At 35.9% G+C, this 12975-nt stretch carries 17 protein-coding genes; 11 read left to right on the forward strand and 6 right to left on the reverse strand.

Features of this window, described 5'->3' with window-relative positions:
* Window positions 1-12 precede the first annotated feature (12 nt).
* From C7K42_RS00325 to C7K42_RS00350, 7 genes are all read left to right on the forward strand, one after another.
* The gene (locus C7K42_RS00325) at window positions 13-687 is read left to right on the forward strand and encodes a type 1 glutamine amidotransferase domain-containing protein (protein ID WP_014124407.1); all 675 of its coding nucleotides are present in this window, start codon (window positions 13-15) and stop codon (window positions 685-687) included.
* A gap of 415 nt (window positions 688-1102) precedes the next feature.
* Complete coding sequence (locus tag C7K42_RS12930) at window positions 1103-1378, forward strand: GyrI-like domain-containing protein (RefSeq protein WP_014124408.1); 276 nt, start codon at window positions 1103-1105, stop codon at window positions 1376-1378.
* Window positions 1379-1403: 25 nt separating this feature from the next.
* A complete protein-coding gene (locus C7K42_RS12935; protein WP_014124409.1) occupies window positions 1404-1565 on the forward strand; it encodes a hypothetical protein in 162 nt (53 codons plus the stop codon).
* 89 nt (window positions 1566-1654) lie between these two features.
* Entirely contained in the window at window positions 1655-2599 is a 945-nt protein-coding gene (locus tag C7K42_RS00335) for a zinc-dependent alcohol dehydrogenase family protein (RefSeq protein ID WP_014124410.1), read from the forward strand.
* Window positions 2600-2936: 337 nt separating this feature from the next.
* On the forward strand, window positions 2937-3644 hold the full coding sequence (gene gloB, locus C7K42_RS00340; protein ID WP_014124411.1) for a hydroxyacylglutathione hydrolase: 708 nt from the start codon (window positions 2937-2939) through the stop codon (window positions 3642-3644).
* A gap of 83 nt (window positions 3645-3727) precedes the next feature.
* Window positions 3728-3991 carry an AbrB/MazE/SpoVT family DNA-binding domain-containing protein gene (locus C7K42_RS00345; protein WP_014124412.1) on the forward strand — a complete coding sequence of 88 codons (264 nt, stop codon included), beginning with the start codon at window positions 3728-3730 and terminating at the stop codon, window positions 3989-3991.
* Window positions 3992-4079: 88 nt separating this feature from the next.
* The gene (locus C7K42_RS00350) at window positions 4080-4328 is read left to right on the forward strand and encodes a type II toxin-antitoxin system PemK/MazF family toxin (protein ID WP_094243714.1); all 249 of its coding nucleotides are present in this window, start codon (window positions 4080-4082) and stop codon (window positions 4326-4328) included.
* A gap of 244 nt (window positions 4329-4572) precedes the next feature.
* Here C7K42_RS00350 and C7K42_RS00355 read toward each other — a convergent pair whose 3' ends face one another.
* On the reverse strand, window positions 4573-5166 hold the full coding sequence (locus C7K42_RS00355; protein ID WP_014124414.1) for a DJ-1/PfpI family protein: 594 nt from the start codon (window positions 5164-5166) through the stop codon (window positions 4573-4575).
* Window positions 5167-5362: 196 nt separating this feature from the next.
* Here C7K42_RS00355 and C7K42_RS13430 point away from each other — a divergent pair, with 196 nt between their 5' ends.
* Window positions 5363-5599 (forward strand): LD-carboxypeptidase, encoded by a 237-nt coding sequence (locus tag C7K42_RS13430; RefSeq protein WP_124175402.1) that lies wholly within the window; start codon window positions 5363-5365, stop codon window positions 5597-5599.
* Between the two features lie 385 nt (window positions 5600-5984).
* Here the strand turns inward: C7K42_RS13430 and C7K42_RS12940 are convergent, their stop codons facing one another.
* From C7K42_RS12940 to C7K42_RS00375, 4 genes are all read right to left on the reverse strand, one after another.
* Entirely contained in the window at window positions 5985-6854 is an 870-nt protein-coding gene (locus tag C7K42_RS12940) for an IS3 family transposase (RefSeq protein ID WP_146028704.1), read from the reverse strand.
* Between the two features lie 11 nt (window positions 6855-6865).
* Window positions 6866-7561, reverse strand: a complete 696-nt coding sequence (locus tag C7K42_RS12945) for a helix-turn-helix domain-containing protein (RefSeq protein WP_200811701.1) — start codon at window positions 7559-7561, stop codon at window positions 6866-6868.
* A gap of 243 nt (window positions 7562-7804) precedes the next feature.
* Entirely contained in the window at window positions 7805-8548 is a 744-nt protein-coding gene (locus tag C7K42_RS00370; protein ID WP_103099646.1) for a cyclase family protein, read from the reverse strand.
* Window positions 8549-8637: 89 nt separating this feature from the next.
* Window positions 8638-9228, reverse strand: a complete 591-nt coding sequence (locus tag C7K42_RS00375; RefSeq protein WP_014124417.1) for a DJ-1/PfpI family protein — start codon at window positions 9226-9228, stop codon at window positions 8638-8640.
* Between the two features lie 621 nt (window positions 9229-9849).
* Between C7K42_RS00375 and C7K42_RS00380 the strand changes: the two genes are divergently transcribed.
* The 3 genes from C7K42_RS00380 to C7K42_RS00390 all read left to right on the forward strand — a co-directional run bounded on the left by C7K42_RS00380 (window position 9850) and on the right by C7K42_RS00390 (window position 12518).
* On the forward strand, window positions 9850-10548 hold the full coding sequence (locus C7K42_RS00380; protein WP_014124418.1) for a response regulator transcription factor: 699 nt from the start codon (window positions 9850-9852) through the stop codon (window positions 10546-10548).
* The gene (locus C7K42_RS00385) at window positions 10538-11860 is read left to right on the forward strand and encodes a sensor histidine kinase (protein ID WP_103099647.1); all 1323 of its coding nucleotides are present in this window, start codon (window positions 10538-10540) and stop codon (window positions 11858-11860) included. The genes C7K42_RS00380 and C7K42_RS00385 overlap by 11 nt, the downstream gene beginning before the upstream one ends.
* A 94-nt stretch (window positions 11861-11954) precedes the next feature.
* The gene (locus tag C7K42_RS00390; RefSeq protein WP_014124420.1) at window positions 11955-12518 is read left to right on the forward strand and encodes a PepSY domain-containing protein; all 564 of its coding nucleotides are present in this window, start codon (window positions 11955-11957) and stop codon (window positions 12516-12518) included.
* Window positions 12519-12566: 48 nt separating this feature from the next.
* Here the strand turns inward: C7K42_RS00390 and C7K42_RS00395 are convergent, their stop codons facing one another.
* Window positions 12567-12788: a DUF6199 family natural product biosynthesis protein gene (locus C7K42_RS00395; protein ID WP_014124421.1), complete on the reverse strand. Its 222-nt coding sequence runs from the start codon at window positions 12786-12788 to the stop codon at window positions 12567-12569.
* Between the last annotated feature and the right edge of the window lie 187 nt (window positions 12789-12975).

The following is a 12975-nucleotide window of genomic DNA, read 5'->3' on the forward strand; positions in this document are numbered from 1 at the left end:
GGAGTGGATTTGATGAAAAAAATTCTCGTTGTGCTAACAAATACAGTAAAATATGGTGAAAAGAATGCAGCAACTGGTTTATGGCTAGGCGAAGCTACCGAATTTGTTGCTGAAGTGCAAAAACAAGGGTTTGAAGTAGATTATGTCAGTCCACAAGGTGGTTTTGTTCCTTTAGACCCACGTAGTATGAAATCGATCGACGACGAATCTTTTGCTGTCTATGAACAACGCCAATTCCAAGAAAAAGCACTGGCTCATTCATTGAAACCTAGCGAAGTGACGCCTGCTGATTATTGTGGGATTTATTACACAGGCGGCCATGGCGTGATGTGGGATTTTCCGAACAATCCCGAATTAGAAAAAATTAGTTTACAAATTTACGAAAATAATGGTTATGTGATGTCCGTTTGCCACGGAATTGCAGGATTGTTATTTATGAAAAATAAAGATGGCGAATATTTTGTAAAAGACAAAAAGATTACAGGCTTTACGACAACAGAAGAACACCTGAGTGGAAAAAGTTCCGTTGTTCCATTTTATAATGAGAAAGTCGCTGAAGAACATGGCGCCCAGTTTGTCAAAGCAAGAGTCTTTAAATCATTTGCCGTACAGGACGGACGAATCATCACAGGACAAAACCCATTTTCCGCCAAAGCAGTAGCAGAAAAGTTTTTAGAAAATATATAGCTGATCATGTGGATAAAAGCGCTGAAATTCTTTATAAAGAGTTTTAGCGTTTTAGTTTTTATTGGATAGTAATGGATTAGGGGCAACTTTTACGATGTGCCGCCAATCTATAAAATATTGGAGGCAACTTTAGAGATGTGCCCCCAATCTATAAAACATTGGAGGCAACTCTTACGATGTGCCGCCAATCCATAAAATATTGGAGGCAACTTTAGAGATGTGCCCCCAATCTATAAGATATTGGAGGCAACTTTAGCGACATGTCCCCAATCCGTAAAATATTAGGTCCAACTTATCTTTCATTAAAAAATATAAACTGTTTTAAAAAAGGTAGTGAAAACCATTTTAAAGCGTGTTACCGTTATTGATGAGGAACGATTAGCTAATCTTCTCAATATATTTTGGGAGGTAACAAATGAATTATCAAATTGAAATTTTGGATAATTACAAAATGGTTCATGTTAGAAATATAGGGAAGTATGGAAGCCCTGAGAACTTTCAAATGATGGAAAACTTAAAAAAATGGATTTCTCATAATCATTTAGAAGAAGACAAAAAGACTGAAGGGATTATTGGCATTGCACAAGGTAATCCTCAGCTTACACCAGTTGAACAATGTCGATTTGATTTAATGCTGTTTACGGATAAAGATTTTTCCCAGGACTCTCAAGTAAATATGGGGGGATTTTGAAGGTGGAAAGTATGCAGTATTTACTGTGACTCATACCACAGAAGCGGTCGATTCATTTTGGAAAAATATAGGTAAAACTATTTCTCAAAATCATTTAGATATTATAGCAAATGCGCCTATACTTGAACGCTACAAAGAAGAGGAAGGCGAAGACAAGATCTGTGAATTTTTAATACCAATGAAATAAATTATTTTCGTTCATAAGTCATAAAAAGTTAAGGGTGAATATTACTGAGTTATAAAAGCTTATATTATTCAGAATTTGGTCAACCGGAATTGGTTATCCAAGAAACAAATAGAAGAATTTCGCATTTAGAGGAAGATGAAGCGCTCATTGAAATGATGATGGCGCCCATTAATCCTTCCGATTTGATTCCTGTAACTGGAGCTTACGCCCACAGAATTCCCTTGCCCAGTACAGTTGGCTACGAAGGTGTTGGAGTTGTTAAAAAAGTTGGAAAAGCAGAGAATCAGTCATTAATAGGTAAAATGGTGTTACCTTTAAGAGAAGAGGGAACTTGGCAAGAGGGAGTAGTAATGAAAGCTAATCAGTTAATTATTGTTCCAGAAACTATCGATTATAAAATAGCTTGCCAAACTTATATCAATCCTATTACGGCCTGGTTGTTGTGTACTCGAGTATTTACATTAAAAAAGCAAGATTTTTTATTAGTCAACGCCGGGAATTCTTCGATTGGAAAGATATTTATTCAACTTGCAAATATTTTAGGCTTTAAAATGATTTCGGTAGTTAGAAACGAGCAATATCGAGAACCGTTAAAGAAATTAGGTGCGGATTATGTGATTAACTCGGGAATAGAAAACGTTTTTGATGCGGTCATGGCAATAACGAAAGGAAAGGGCGTTCAAGCTGCTATCGATATGATTGGCAATTCAGCTGGAACAACTTTAGCTCGCTGTGTCAGAAATGGTGGAGATTTCCGTACGATTGGTTTGCTTTCAGGTCGTCAAGTGGACTTTCAATATATCGCGAATCATTTAACTATTACAGCAAAAATGTTTCACTTACGACATTGGAGCGAAAATTGTTCCCTTGAAGAATGGCAAAAGCAGTTTGAGACAATCTTCCACTTAATAGATAAAAGAGAGCTGCAGCTAACTTTTCCGCAAATTGTTTATCCCTTTAGTCAATATAAACAAGCCATACAAAAAGCCTTAGATCCAACGGTAAAAGATAAAGTTTATCTTTCGTTTAATTAAGCACATAAGAATACAAAACTAATGGGGTTAAAACGTTATAAGCACATAAGCTTACCGAAGTTATGTGCTTAATTTAAATGTTTATTGTAAAAATGGGAGATTTCTCCAAAATAAGCACATAAGATCGGCGAACTAGTGTGGTTATCAGCAGATAAGCACATAAGTATGCAAAAGTAGTGTGGTTAAATCAGGCTAAGCACATAAGTTTCAATAAGTTGTGTGCTAAATCTACATTTTGACAATTTTTTATCATAAAAGTTTGCTAGCTATGATTTAACATATATTCATATTTACAGTAAAATGAATATAAGAAAAATGATAGAAAGCAGGAGATAAAATGACAGTGACAGCTTTAGAAGCTTTATCGGATAATTATATTTGGCTTTATCAAAAGGATCAAAACCTTGTAGTTGTAGACCCAGGAGAAGCGCAGCCTGTGCTGGACTATTTAGCTAATCATGAAGAATTACATTTGACAGCTATTTTACTTACGCATAATCATGCTGACCACACTGGCGGTGTAAAAGAAATCGTAGCTGTATATCCGGGTACTACGGTTTATGGACCGGAAGAGTGTCGGGCCTATGCTACAAATATAGTTCATGAGGGCGAAACCATTGATTTACTCGATCACAAATGGGAAATTATGTCAGTACCTGGACACACAAATGGGCATATCGCTTATTTAGTGGAGGATAAAGTTTTTTGTGGCGATGCTTTATTTATGGCGGGTTGTGGCAGAGTCTTTACAGGAGATTACCAAGCGCAGTTTGAGACAGTTAATAAATTTGGACAACTAGCTGATGATACTAAAGTATATGCAGCTCACGAGTATTCAGACACCAATTTACGTTTTGCCAAAGAAGTGGACCCCTCAAATTCAGCAGTAAGTAAAGCACTAAAGAAAGTTCAGCAACAAAGAGAAAATAATGAACCAACATTGCCTTCGACAATCGAAATTGAAAAAGAAATCAACCCATTTATTCGTGCGAATGATTTTGATGAATTTGTTCAATTAAGAAATAAACGTGATGGATTCAATTAATCGTAAGTGAGTAATTATCGTTGACTTTATGTATATACATCGTTTTTCCTATATAAAGGAAACCTTTTTAAGGAGTGATCATAATGAATAATATTAAAGGTCAAACTCGTATTACACAGTGGGGAAATTCGATGATTATTCGAATCCCAAGTTATATTGTAAAACAATTAGGTTTAGAAGATAATCAAGCTTTAACTGTAACTACTCGAAATAATTCAATCGTTTTAACACCTATAAAAAAACAGCCGACTAATATTCATGACCTTTTTGCGGACTGGCAAGATGACGGTCAACGTGATCATGAGTTAGATTGGGGGAAAGCAGAAGGTAACGCGTTGCCTTGGTAACACAAGGAGATATTTTTATGTGAACTTTAATCCAAGGTGAAGCCATAAACAGAGGACCCGACGTCCAGCAATTACTTTAAGCCATGACATGGTGCAACAAACAAGTAATATGACAATTGTAGCCCCCGTTAGCTCAACAAAACGTGGTTTTCCCATGTATTATTCTTTAGAAAGTACCAAAGTTGTTTATGGAAAAGTTTTATTGGACCAAACAATTGCATTAAACCTACAAGCAAGAAATGTAACTAAAGCAGACATTGTGGATCAGGTTTCTAAAAAAGAATTAACTGAGATCATCGCTATTTATAAATTCTTATTTAGCGTTGATGGTGAATAATACAGCTTTACTCATCTTTTAATTGTAGTAAATATGTGTATTAATAAGTTATTTTATTGTCTTTGTTGCTATGTTCAATTGCATAAAATTTTAATAAAACCAGGTAGCGATTTTTGACTACCTGGTTTTTCTAATATTTTGTCAAAGTAATGCTACTATGCAAAATTATCATTTCGAACCGGAGAGTGGGTGTCCTTTTTTACTAAAGAAGTTTACAAATTAGATAACAGGAAACGGAGCAATCTTATTTATTAGCAAACTGATCGTTATTAAGATCGTCATTCCAAATATATTCAATATCAGAGGCAATTTTTTCTGCTGTATTTTTGCCAAGCTGATCTGCAATAAAGCCTAGTGCCATATCCATTCCGGCAGACACCCCTGAAGAAGTATAATATTTATCTGCTACTACCCATCTAGCATTTTCCTGCCAAAGGACCGATTCATTCACGGATTTGACCCATTCGAAAGCTCTTTTGTTGCTGGTAGCTTTTTTTCCATTTAAAAGTCCAGTTTTTGCTAGCAAGGCGGCCCCTGTACAAACGGTTAATACATTTGTCTCTGTTAGACTGATTTGCTTTAATCTTTCGATCCATTCATGATCGTTTACTAAGATTCTAGTTCCTTTGCCTCCAGGAAGAATCAAAATACCTCCATTTGTCAAATGAGTGATAGGTTGTGTCATCATTTCCACTCCTTGGCTACTTTTAACAAGCCCACCTTCCATAGAGTAATAATTCAAATTATAGCGATCTTGTAAGCGTCCGAAAATTTCTACTACGCCAAATAAATCCAACGTTTCAAATGCCTCAAAAACGAAAAAATTTACATTGATCATCATTGTCCTCCTCAGAATTAATAGGGTTATTTTATCATAGAATAGAAAAAAACATACGAATAAAGCTATATGATGATTAAATATGATACATTTGAAAATAATTTTGAAAAAACGCTTACTATGAGTTAAATACAAATCAAAATAGAGGAGCTTAATTATGAACTAACCTAAAGGATTAAAAAGGGGAGCGAGTGGTATTGTAAGTTTATCAAATGGAATTGTAGAGAGGTTATTTGCGTTTCATCAATTAAATCTTGGGAAACAAAGGTTGAAATCATTTGGTTTGAAATCTTCGACAATACTAAATTCGTTGAAAGGAGTGGACTACTTAAAGAACCATCCTAATGAAGCTCGTTCCCTGGATTTAAAAGTCACTTTTGCAGACGATTCAATTGCTGGAATTTTTTGTGTCATTGGAGGAAGTGACACCTAATTGTTTGACGGATCTTGTTTTGTTTCAAACTGGCTATATTTTATGTTGAATAAAGGAATCCAGAATTACTATTTGAGATTGAAAAGTTGGATAAAGGATTTAAGATTTGTTATTCGAGAATGGAATCTTGGATATTAAATGACGATATTACTATCCGAAAAAGATGTAAATTTGATTAAAAACCTCAAAATTAGCAAAAGTCGGATAAGAAAAAGGGTGGTGTGCGGTCCGTCAATAGGACACGAAAAAAATAAACGCATTAAACCTAAAAATTGACGCAAAAGAAAGGCTGATTTGAACGATAAATGGGTCTTTCTTCTTTTGGTCATTTCATTGTTCGAGTCCAAAACACCTACCTGCCCCTTTCCCCCAAAAAAGAAGCTTCTTAGGCTGCTTGATAAAATCTCTCATGATAAGTCATGGGAGGTAACACATTTAAACGTCGTTGAAAGCGTCGATGATTATAGTAATCTATATATTCGGTGATCATGTCGGTCAATTCTTGACGTGTTTCAAAGTGTCGACGATAATATTGCTCCCGTTTAAGCATACCCCAAAAACCTTCCATAGGGCCATTATCAATACATTTGCCCACGCGTGACATACTTTGAGTCATTCCTAAATCGCGCAATTTTGTATGGAACTGTTTGCTTGTATATTGTTTGCCTCGATCACTATGAAAAATAGGTTGCGCTTTAGGCTCGGCCGTTACCGCTTGATCCAAAGTGTCTGTGACAAGGGAGAGGGGCATTTGATCACTGAGTTTATAAGCCACGATGCGTCGGTCATATAAATCAAGAATCGCACTTAAATACATTCGGTGCTTCCGATCTCCGTTCCCATAACGAAATTCTGAAATATCCGTACACCATTTTTCATTCGGTGCTTCCGCATGAAAGTGACGATCAAGAATATTTTCTGCCGTATGATAAGGATATTTCGCAGGGGTTGTCATACTATTGGCGGGTGATTTTATGGTCGATTGAATCTCTTCGTAACGACAAATATGCAAAACACGTTTATCACTGACCGATAGGCCATAACGACCGTAAAGTTCGTCTCGAATGCGCCGATACCCCATATCTGGATGCGCTTGATGAATTTGTCGAATGGCTTGCGCCAATCGCTGATTTTTTCTCTCCCGATCACTTAATGGATGGTCACGCCAATGATAATAGGCAGAACGTGTGACTTGTAATAGGCGACATAGCGGTTGAATCGCATAGTTTTTTTCTTCATTTAAGTAAAAAATGATTTGATATTCCCTTAGGTGTTGGACTTGTCCGAGCGATTCCTCCTCTCGATTTCTTCCGCGGCTTTTAAAATATCATTTTCCATTCGTAAATAATCATTATGACGTTTGAGTTGGGCGTTCTCATCTCGCATTTTTTCCTCTGAGGTTCGAGAAGACAGGCTTCCTTTCCGTTTCCCTCGGCGATCTTCTAAACCTGCATAGCCCATCTGTTCATATTTCTGGACCCAATGATGAATATTTTGGTAAGGTACTTGATATTTGATCGCCATGCCTCGATAGTCTTTGTCATTCGCTAAACAATCCAAAACGATTTGGTAACGTTCTTTCTGCGTTGTCGTTCTTGTTTTACCCATGGAAATCTTTTCCTTTCTTGTTTTAAAGTCTCCATAGGTATTATAACGCTTCAGCCACTCTGTAAGCGAACTTGGACTTCTTAAACCATACTTTTGGGCAATTTGCTCTAAGCTCCCTCGACCGTCTAAATAATCCCAAACAGCGTGTAACTTGGTTTCCCTTGAAAAATGAGGTTTTTTTATGGCGTTTTTTAGTCCAGCGGGGCCTTCATTTTGATATCGAATCACCCATCTTCTAAAAGCCGCTACGCTCACTTGCGCTTCATTGGCTGCCCCATGTTGACTGATTTCATCCCGAAGATAGTTTTCTACAATAGCGATTCGCTTTTCCTCGTTTGCTTCTTTACTTTGCATGCTTCTTCCCTCCATAAATTAGGATTTCCATTTTTTATTGTCCTATTTATGGTGAGCATACCAGGAAAATTACTATCCGAGAATGCAAAGACGGATAAAGAAAGCCATGGAAGACTATTCGAAAATGCAAAGATGGATAAAGAAAACCAGAAAGACTATCCAAGAATGCAAAGATGAATAAAAAATATCCCATTTCGCAAAGTGTTGAGGGTTCAACAAAACAGGAAATGGGGATTTTCAAATTTAATTTTTCGGCACAATTGCAAATACTTCAGTGGGGAAACCTGGAGCAGCTAAGATGCGTGGCATAGCGGTAAAAATAATACTACCGACAGCTGGTACTTGATCTAAATTGGCTAGCAGTTCATTTTGGTATTTATCTTCTTTTAGCCAGTATTGTTGGGCAGGCAAAAAGTTAGCTTCTGCGGCATTTGGACCGCTATCTGTGTTTAGTGTTTCGTGACCAATTGCAGTGATATTTCTTTTGCAACTCAAATATTCTAATGCTGGAATGGACCAACCTGGCGTATGCTCTACACCATTTTCATCTTTATTTAAAAACTTCTCTTCGTCATCAAAGTTTTTATACCACCCGCTTGAAAAAGCGACAAAGCTACCTGCAGGAATTTCTCCATAACTTTCTTCAAATTCTTCCAAGTCTTCGACCGTTACAGCATATCCAGGATTTTCTTTTACTTTATCTTCCAAATGAAGAACATACAAAGGTAGCGCGCGTTCTTTTTGCGAAATATCTAATATATCTCTTTTTCCTTGGGCAAAATGACTGGGCGCGTCAATATGGGTGCCGTGCGAATTTCCGATGCTATATTCCACGGAGTAAGAACCTGTTTCCTTGAGTGTTGAGATCGTCGTTTCTGACAGAGGGTTGAAGGTATGATACACCGGGATATCTTTTGTGACGACATGTGTTAAATTAACCCATTCGTAATCTTTTAATTTCGCAAGTAACTCGTGTAATTCGTACATCTTACCACTCCTTCTATGCTTTATTAATTTTACTCTACCAATGAAATCCTACTTTTGCATTAAATACGCTTATGTTTATAAAGTTACATCTAAGAAATAAATAAGTCATTGTTAGGATCATCGTTCCAAACATACTCAATGTCAAAGGCAATTTTTTCTGCCGTTTTTCTTCCATGCTGGTCTGCAATAAAGCCCAAAGCCATATCCATTCCTGCAGATACCCCTGAGGAAGTATAATACTTACCTGAAACCACCCATCTAGCTTTTTCTTGCCAAAAAACGGATTTGTTAACAGATTTCACCCAATCGAACGCTCTTTTATTGCTGGTTGCTTTTTTATCATTTAAAAGTCCCGTTTTTGCTAGCAAGGCAGCTCCTGTACAGATTGTTAGAACATTAGAAGCTGATAGGCTAAGGTGTTTTAATTTTTTTATCCATTCTGAGTCCTTGACCAGCTTTCTAGTTCCCTTACCACCAGGAATAATCAGGATATCTTCATTTGTCAAATGAGCTATTGGTTGGGTCATCATTTCTGCGTTTTGGCTACTTTTAACGAGTCCGCCTTTCATAGAGTAGTAATTTAAGGTATAGATGTTAGTCAAACGACCAAAAATTTCTACAACACCGAATAGATCTAAAGATTCAAAATCATCAAATACCAAAAAATTTACGTTGATCATTGTTGTCCTCCTTTTATGACGCTTTTTACCATTTGTCTTGAAAAGAATAGAAAATTATTTTTCCTCCCAGTCCTTTCGTGATAATTATCATATGCATACAGCATTAAAATTGTCAAAGTCTTATAGCTTTTAATTCTTTTTAACTGCCATTCATTATAACTGTCATTTTACTTTACTTTTTTAAAATTGGAGAATGATTTTCAATTTCTTTATTCAACTTTTTATGATTGAATAAAGAAATCAACTTTTATTGTTCAATAACGTAGACTAAATGAACACAAATTCGTTTTTTGTATATTTAACAACTAAGAAGAAGCCCTTTTCCTCTTTTTATTGGCATATTGAATAGTAAAAAGATAAAGTTTTATTCAATATTTGAATAATGAATAGTGGAATAAGAAAACATTATTCATTATTAGCCTGTGGGGATTTAACATCCCTTTGCAATGAACTTAAAAAAAAGTGGTCAAATAATAATGAAAAAATCTTCATTAAATTTTTGTCCTATTTTTAAGACAAGCTTTTAAAAATGTCTGATAATAAATAAAGTGGGAAAATAGTACCCTTCTGTTACAATAAAAATAAACATATCCTTTATAATAGAGACAAGAGGTGGGGAAAATGGAACCGTTAAACTTGTTATTAGTAGAAGATGAAGAAAGCTTGGCTAGTTTTATTCAAAGTGAATTACAGTTTGAAGGGTATAAGACGAGTTGGGAAAAAAATGGAGAAGCCGCGTTAGATACTTTTTTACAGTATAAAGAACAGTTCGATTTGATTTTGTTAGACTGGATGTTACCGGGATTAGACGGGATTACCATTGCTCGACGCATTCGTAAAGTAAGCAAGATACCAATTATTATGATGACCGCTCGTACACAAACGACAGATATCGTGACCGGCTTAGATACTGGTTTAGATGACTATATCACCAAACCATTTGAAATTGAAGAGCTTTTTGCTCGTATTCGCGTAATTGAACGACGGTTACAAGTGCAAAATGAAGAAAGTAACTTATTACACTACAAAAAAATTACAATGGATGTAGCTAAACACCAAGTGCAGGTAAAAGATGAATTGATTGAGCTGACACCAAAAGAATTTGGGATTTTATATCAATTAATGAAAGAGCCTGAAGTTGTCAAAAAACGCGATGACTTACTCAATGAAGTCTGGGGTTATGATTATTTTGGGCAAACAAACGTGGTTGATGTATATATTCGCACCTTACGTAATAAATTAAAAGAAGTTGATGCAGACTCTTTTGTTCAAACCATTCGTGGGGTGGGTTATGTTTTGAGGGATCCTTATGAAAGTTAAACAAACAGCTAAACGACAATTAACCGTGCGATTTATGGGTTTATTTGCATTGATATTATTGTTAATGAATGTCATTTTTATTGGTGTGTCTATCGCCTTTGTCTATGACTATGTTTCTGATCGCAGTGAGCATATTTTTGAAACGATCGAAAAGAGTGATCCATCCCAACAAAATTGGTCTGATTGGGTTGATAGCTATGTGATACAAGATGAAGGAGAAGTGCTGCAAGTACGCTTGCCAAATGGTGAAAGCTATTATTCAGAAGACGCAGAAGAGACATTTGCTGATGTTTCTCAAGGAAGAAATATTCCGTTTTTAGAACATTTTGTATTTGTAGACGACGACCGTTATTATTATGAAGAAAAAGAGATTGGTGATGCTGAAGTATCTTTAATTATTGATAGTGAAGCCATTGCCGATATTGTTACCAGTTTATTGCTGGTCAATTTTTTGCTCAATGTCGTTGGTTTAATCGTGGGTGCGCTACTCATTTACTGGATGGTAGGCCGTTGGAGCCAAAAATTAAGTAAGATGTCGAACGAATTGAATCAATTGGAGGAAACGCAAGGGTATTTAACTGTGCCAGAAGATCCTCAGGAGATTTATCAAGTAGCCACGGCATTTAATACATTAGTGGAAAAACAACGAGAGGCGATTGAGCGTGAAAAACAATTTGTAAGTGACGCTTCCCATGAATTACGAACGCCGATAGCAGCGATTCGCGGGCATGTTAACTTGATTCAACGAAGAAGTGAGACGCACCCAGAAGTCATCCCGCAGTCTTTGGAATTTATCGATAAAGAATCCAAGCGTATTGAATTATTAAGTGAGCAATTGCTAACATTAGGACGTGTAGAAAATAAGAATAAATTAGAAAATATTGATTTTTCATCACTTGTAACGCAAGAAGTAGAAAACATGGAGTTGACATCTGGAAGAAAAATTACCTTACAAGTAGCACCAGAAATTTATATCAAAGCAGCTAAAACTGATTTGCAACAAATTATCCAAAATTTGCTAGAAAATGCTTTGAAGTATGCGCCAACAGGTGAAATCAAGCTATCGCTGCAAAAAAATGAGAAGATCTGCTTACAAATTGCCGATCAAGGCATTGGGATTGCGGATGATGAAAAAGAGAAAGTCTTCGAGCGCCTTTATCGTATTGATCAGTCACGCTCTAGTGAAGTGAATGGCTCAGGGATTGGTTTATCTATCGTAAAAGCCCTAGTTACAAAATACCAAGGCACCATTCAGATAGAGGACAATCAACCGAAAGGAACCATATTTATGATTACCTTCCCTAAAAAATGAAGAAATTTTCATCAGATTTATGTTCTTTTTTGATTTTTTTAAATGAAATTCTTGCTAATATAAAGATAGAAAAACAGGAAGGAAGGGAAATAAGATGAAACATTTCAAAAAGACAATGATTGGAAGTATTGCAGTTGCAGCGGTTTTTATCGTAGGCGGAAGTTATGCTTGGGCTTCAACCAGTGATAAAGAACTTGATAATTCTGATCCGGATAAAATTGAAGTAACAGAAGAGGAAGCTCTGGATACTTTTGCTGATGAATATGGGAAAAAAGTTGAAAGCATCGAATTAGAACCTACTCGCGATGGCTACGTATATGAAGTGGAAAGCTATGATAATGAAACGGAATATAATACGGATATCGATGCAGCTTCTGGAGATATTATTGATAACAGAAGTGATAAAGATGATGAAGACGATGACGAAGAGGAAACTCGTTATGAACTAAATCAAAAAGATGCCATTAGCCAAAAAGAAGCGACGGATATCGCAGAAAAAGAAGCTAATAGCGGAAAAGCTCGCGAATGGAAATTAGAACGTGTTTCTGATGATAAGCAAACTTGGGAAGTCAATGTTCTTGAAAAAGGAAACGAAACAGAAGTCACTATTGATGCAGAAAACGGTGAAGTATTAGAAGTAGAAGAAGACGACGATTAAAGTAAAAAGCTCATTGTCAATTTTGGCAATGAGCTTTTAATTGCGTATTTACATTAACTGTATGATTCTATAGATGATTATACTTGCGATAATAATCATGAAAACACCGCTAACACGGTTCATAATTAAAGCAGCGTGGGAAGGTTCGGCATCTTTTATCCGCCAACCAATTTCTAACCACCAGCCTGTTTTAGGTGAAAAAATATTAATAAAACCAAAAATAAGTACAATAATAGCTATTGTGATAATAAAAAGATATGTTAGATTCATAAACTTCACCACCTCTCATAAGTTGAATTTTTACGTACACAAATGTTGCAAATAATGAAGTGTTTCAATTTATTAGACGAATACATTTTTGACAGGTGAAGTTTAATTCCATTCACTAAAGCGTATCTTTATCATAAACGCAAGCGCTTTTATTTGTCCACTAATAAGGTCATAGATTTCTAAATAT

It is taken from the genome of Tetragenococcus halophilus subsp. halophilus DSM 20339, assembly GCF_003841405.1.
Taxonomy (GTDB): Bacteria; Bacillota; Bacilli; order Lactobacillales; family Enterococcaceae; genus Tetragenococcus; species Tetragenococcus halophilus.

Excerpts from the sequence above, each read along its gene's own strand:
- C7K42_RS00385 (WP_103099647.1), top strand. The coding sequence starts at position 10,538 with ATGAAAGTTAAACAAACAGCTAAACGACAATTAACCGTGCGATTTATG.
- C7K42_RS00370 (WP_103099646.1), bottom strand. The coding sequence starts at position 8,548 with ATGTACGAATTACACGAGTTACTTGCGAAATTAAAAGATTACGAATGG.
- C7K42_RS00355 (WP_014124414.1), bottom strand. The coding sequence starts at position 5,166 with ATGATCAATGTAAATTTTTTCGTTTTTGAGGCATTTGAAACGTTGGAT.
- C7K42_RS00350 (WP_094243714.1), top strand. The coding sequence starts at position 4,080 with ATGGTGCAACAAACAAGTAATATGACAATTGTAGCCCCCGTTAGCTCA.
- C7K42_RS00325 (WP_014124407.1), top strand. The coding sequence starts at position 13 with ATGAAAAAAATTCTCGTTGTGCTAACAAATACAGTAAAATATGGTGAA.
- C7K42_RS00345 (WP_014124412.1), top strand. The coding sequence starts at position 3,728 with ATGAATAATATTAAAGGTCAAACTCGTATTACACAGTGGGGAAATTCG.
- C7K42_RS00390 (WP_014124420.1), top strand. The coding sequence starts at position 11,955 with ATGAAACATTTCAAAAAGACAATGATTGGAAGTATTGCAGTTGCAGCG.
- C7K42_RS12930 (WP_014124408.1), top strand. The coding sequence starts at position 1,103 with ATGAATTATCAAATTGAAATTTTGGATAATTACAAAATGGTTCATGTT.
- C7K42_RS00395 (WP_014124421.1), bottom strand. The coding sequence starts at position 12,788 with ATGAATCTAACATATCTTTTTATTATCACAATAGCTATTATTGTACTT.
- C7K42_RS00380 (WP_014124418.1), top strand. The coding sequence starts at position 9,850 with ATGGAACCGTTAAACTTGTTATTAGTAGAAGATGAAGAAAGCTTGGCT.
- C7K42_RS00375 (WP_014124417.1), bottom strand. The coding sequence starts at position 9,228 with ATGATCAACGTAAATTTTTTGGTATTTGATGATTTTGAATCTTTAGAT.
- C7K42_RS12945 (WP_200811701.1), bottom strand. The coding sequence starts at position 7,561 with ATGCAAAGTAAAGAAGCAAACGAGGAAAAGCGAATCGCTATTGTAGAA.
- gloB (WP_014124411.1), top strand. The coding sequence starts at position 2,937 with ATGACAGTGACAGCTTTAGAAGCTTTATCGGATAATTATATTTGGCTT.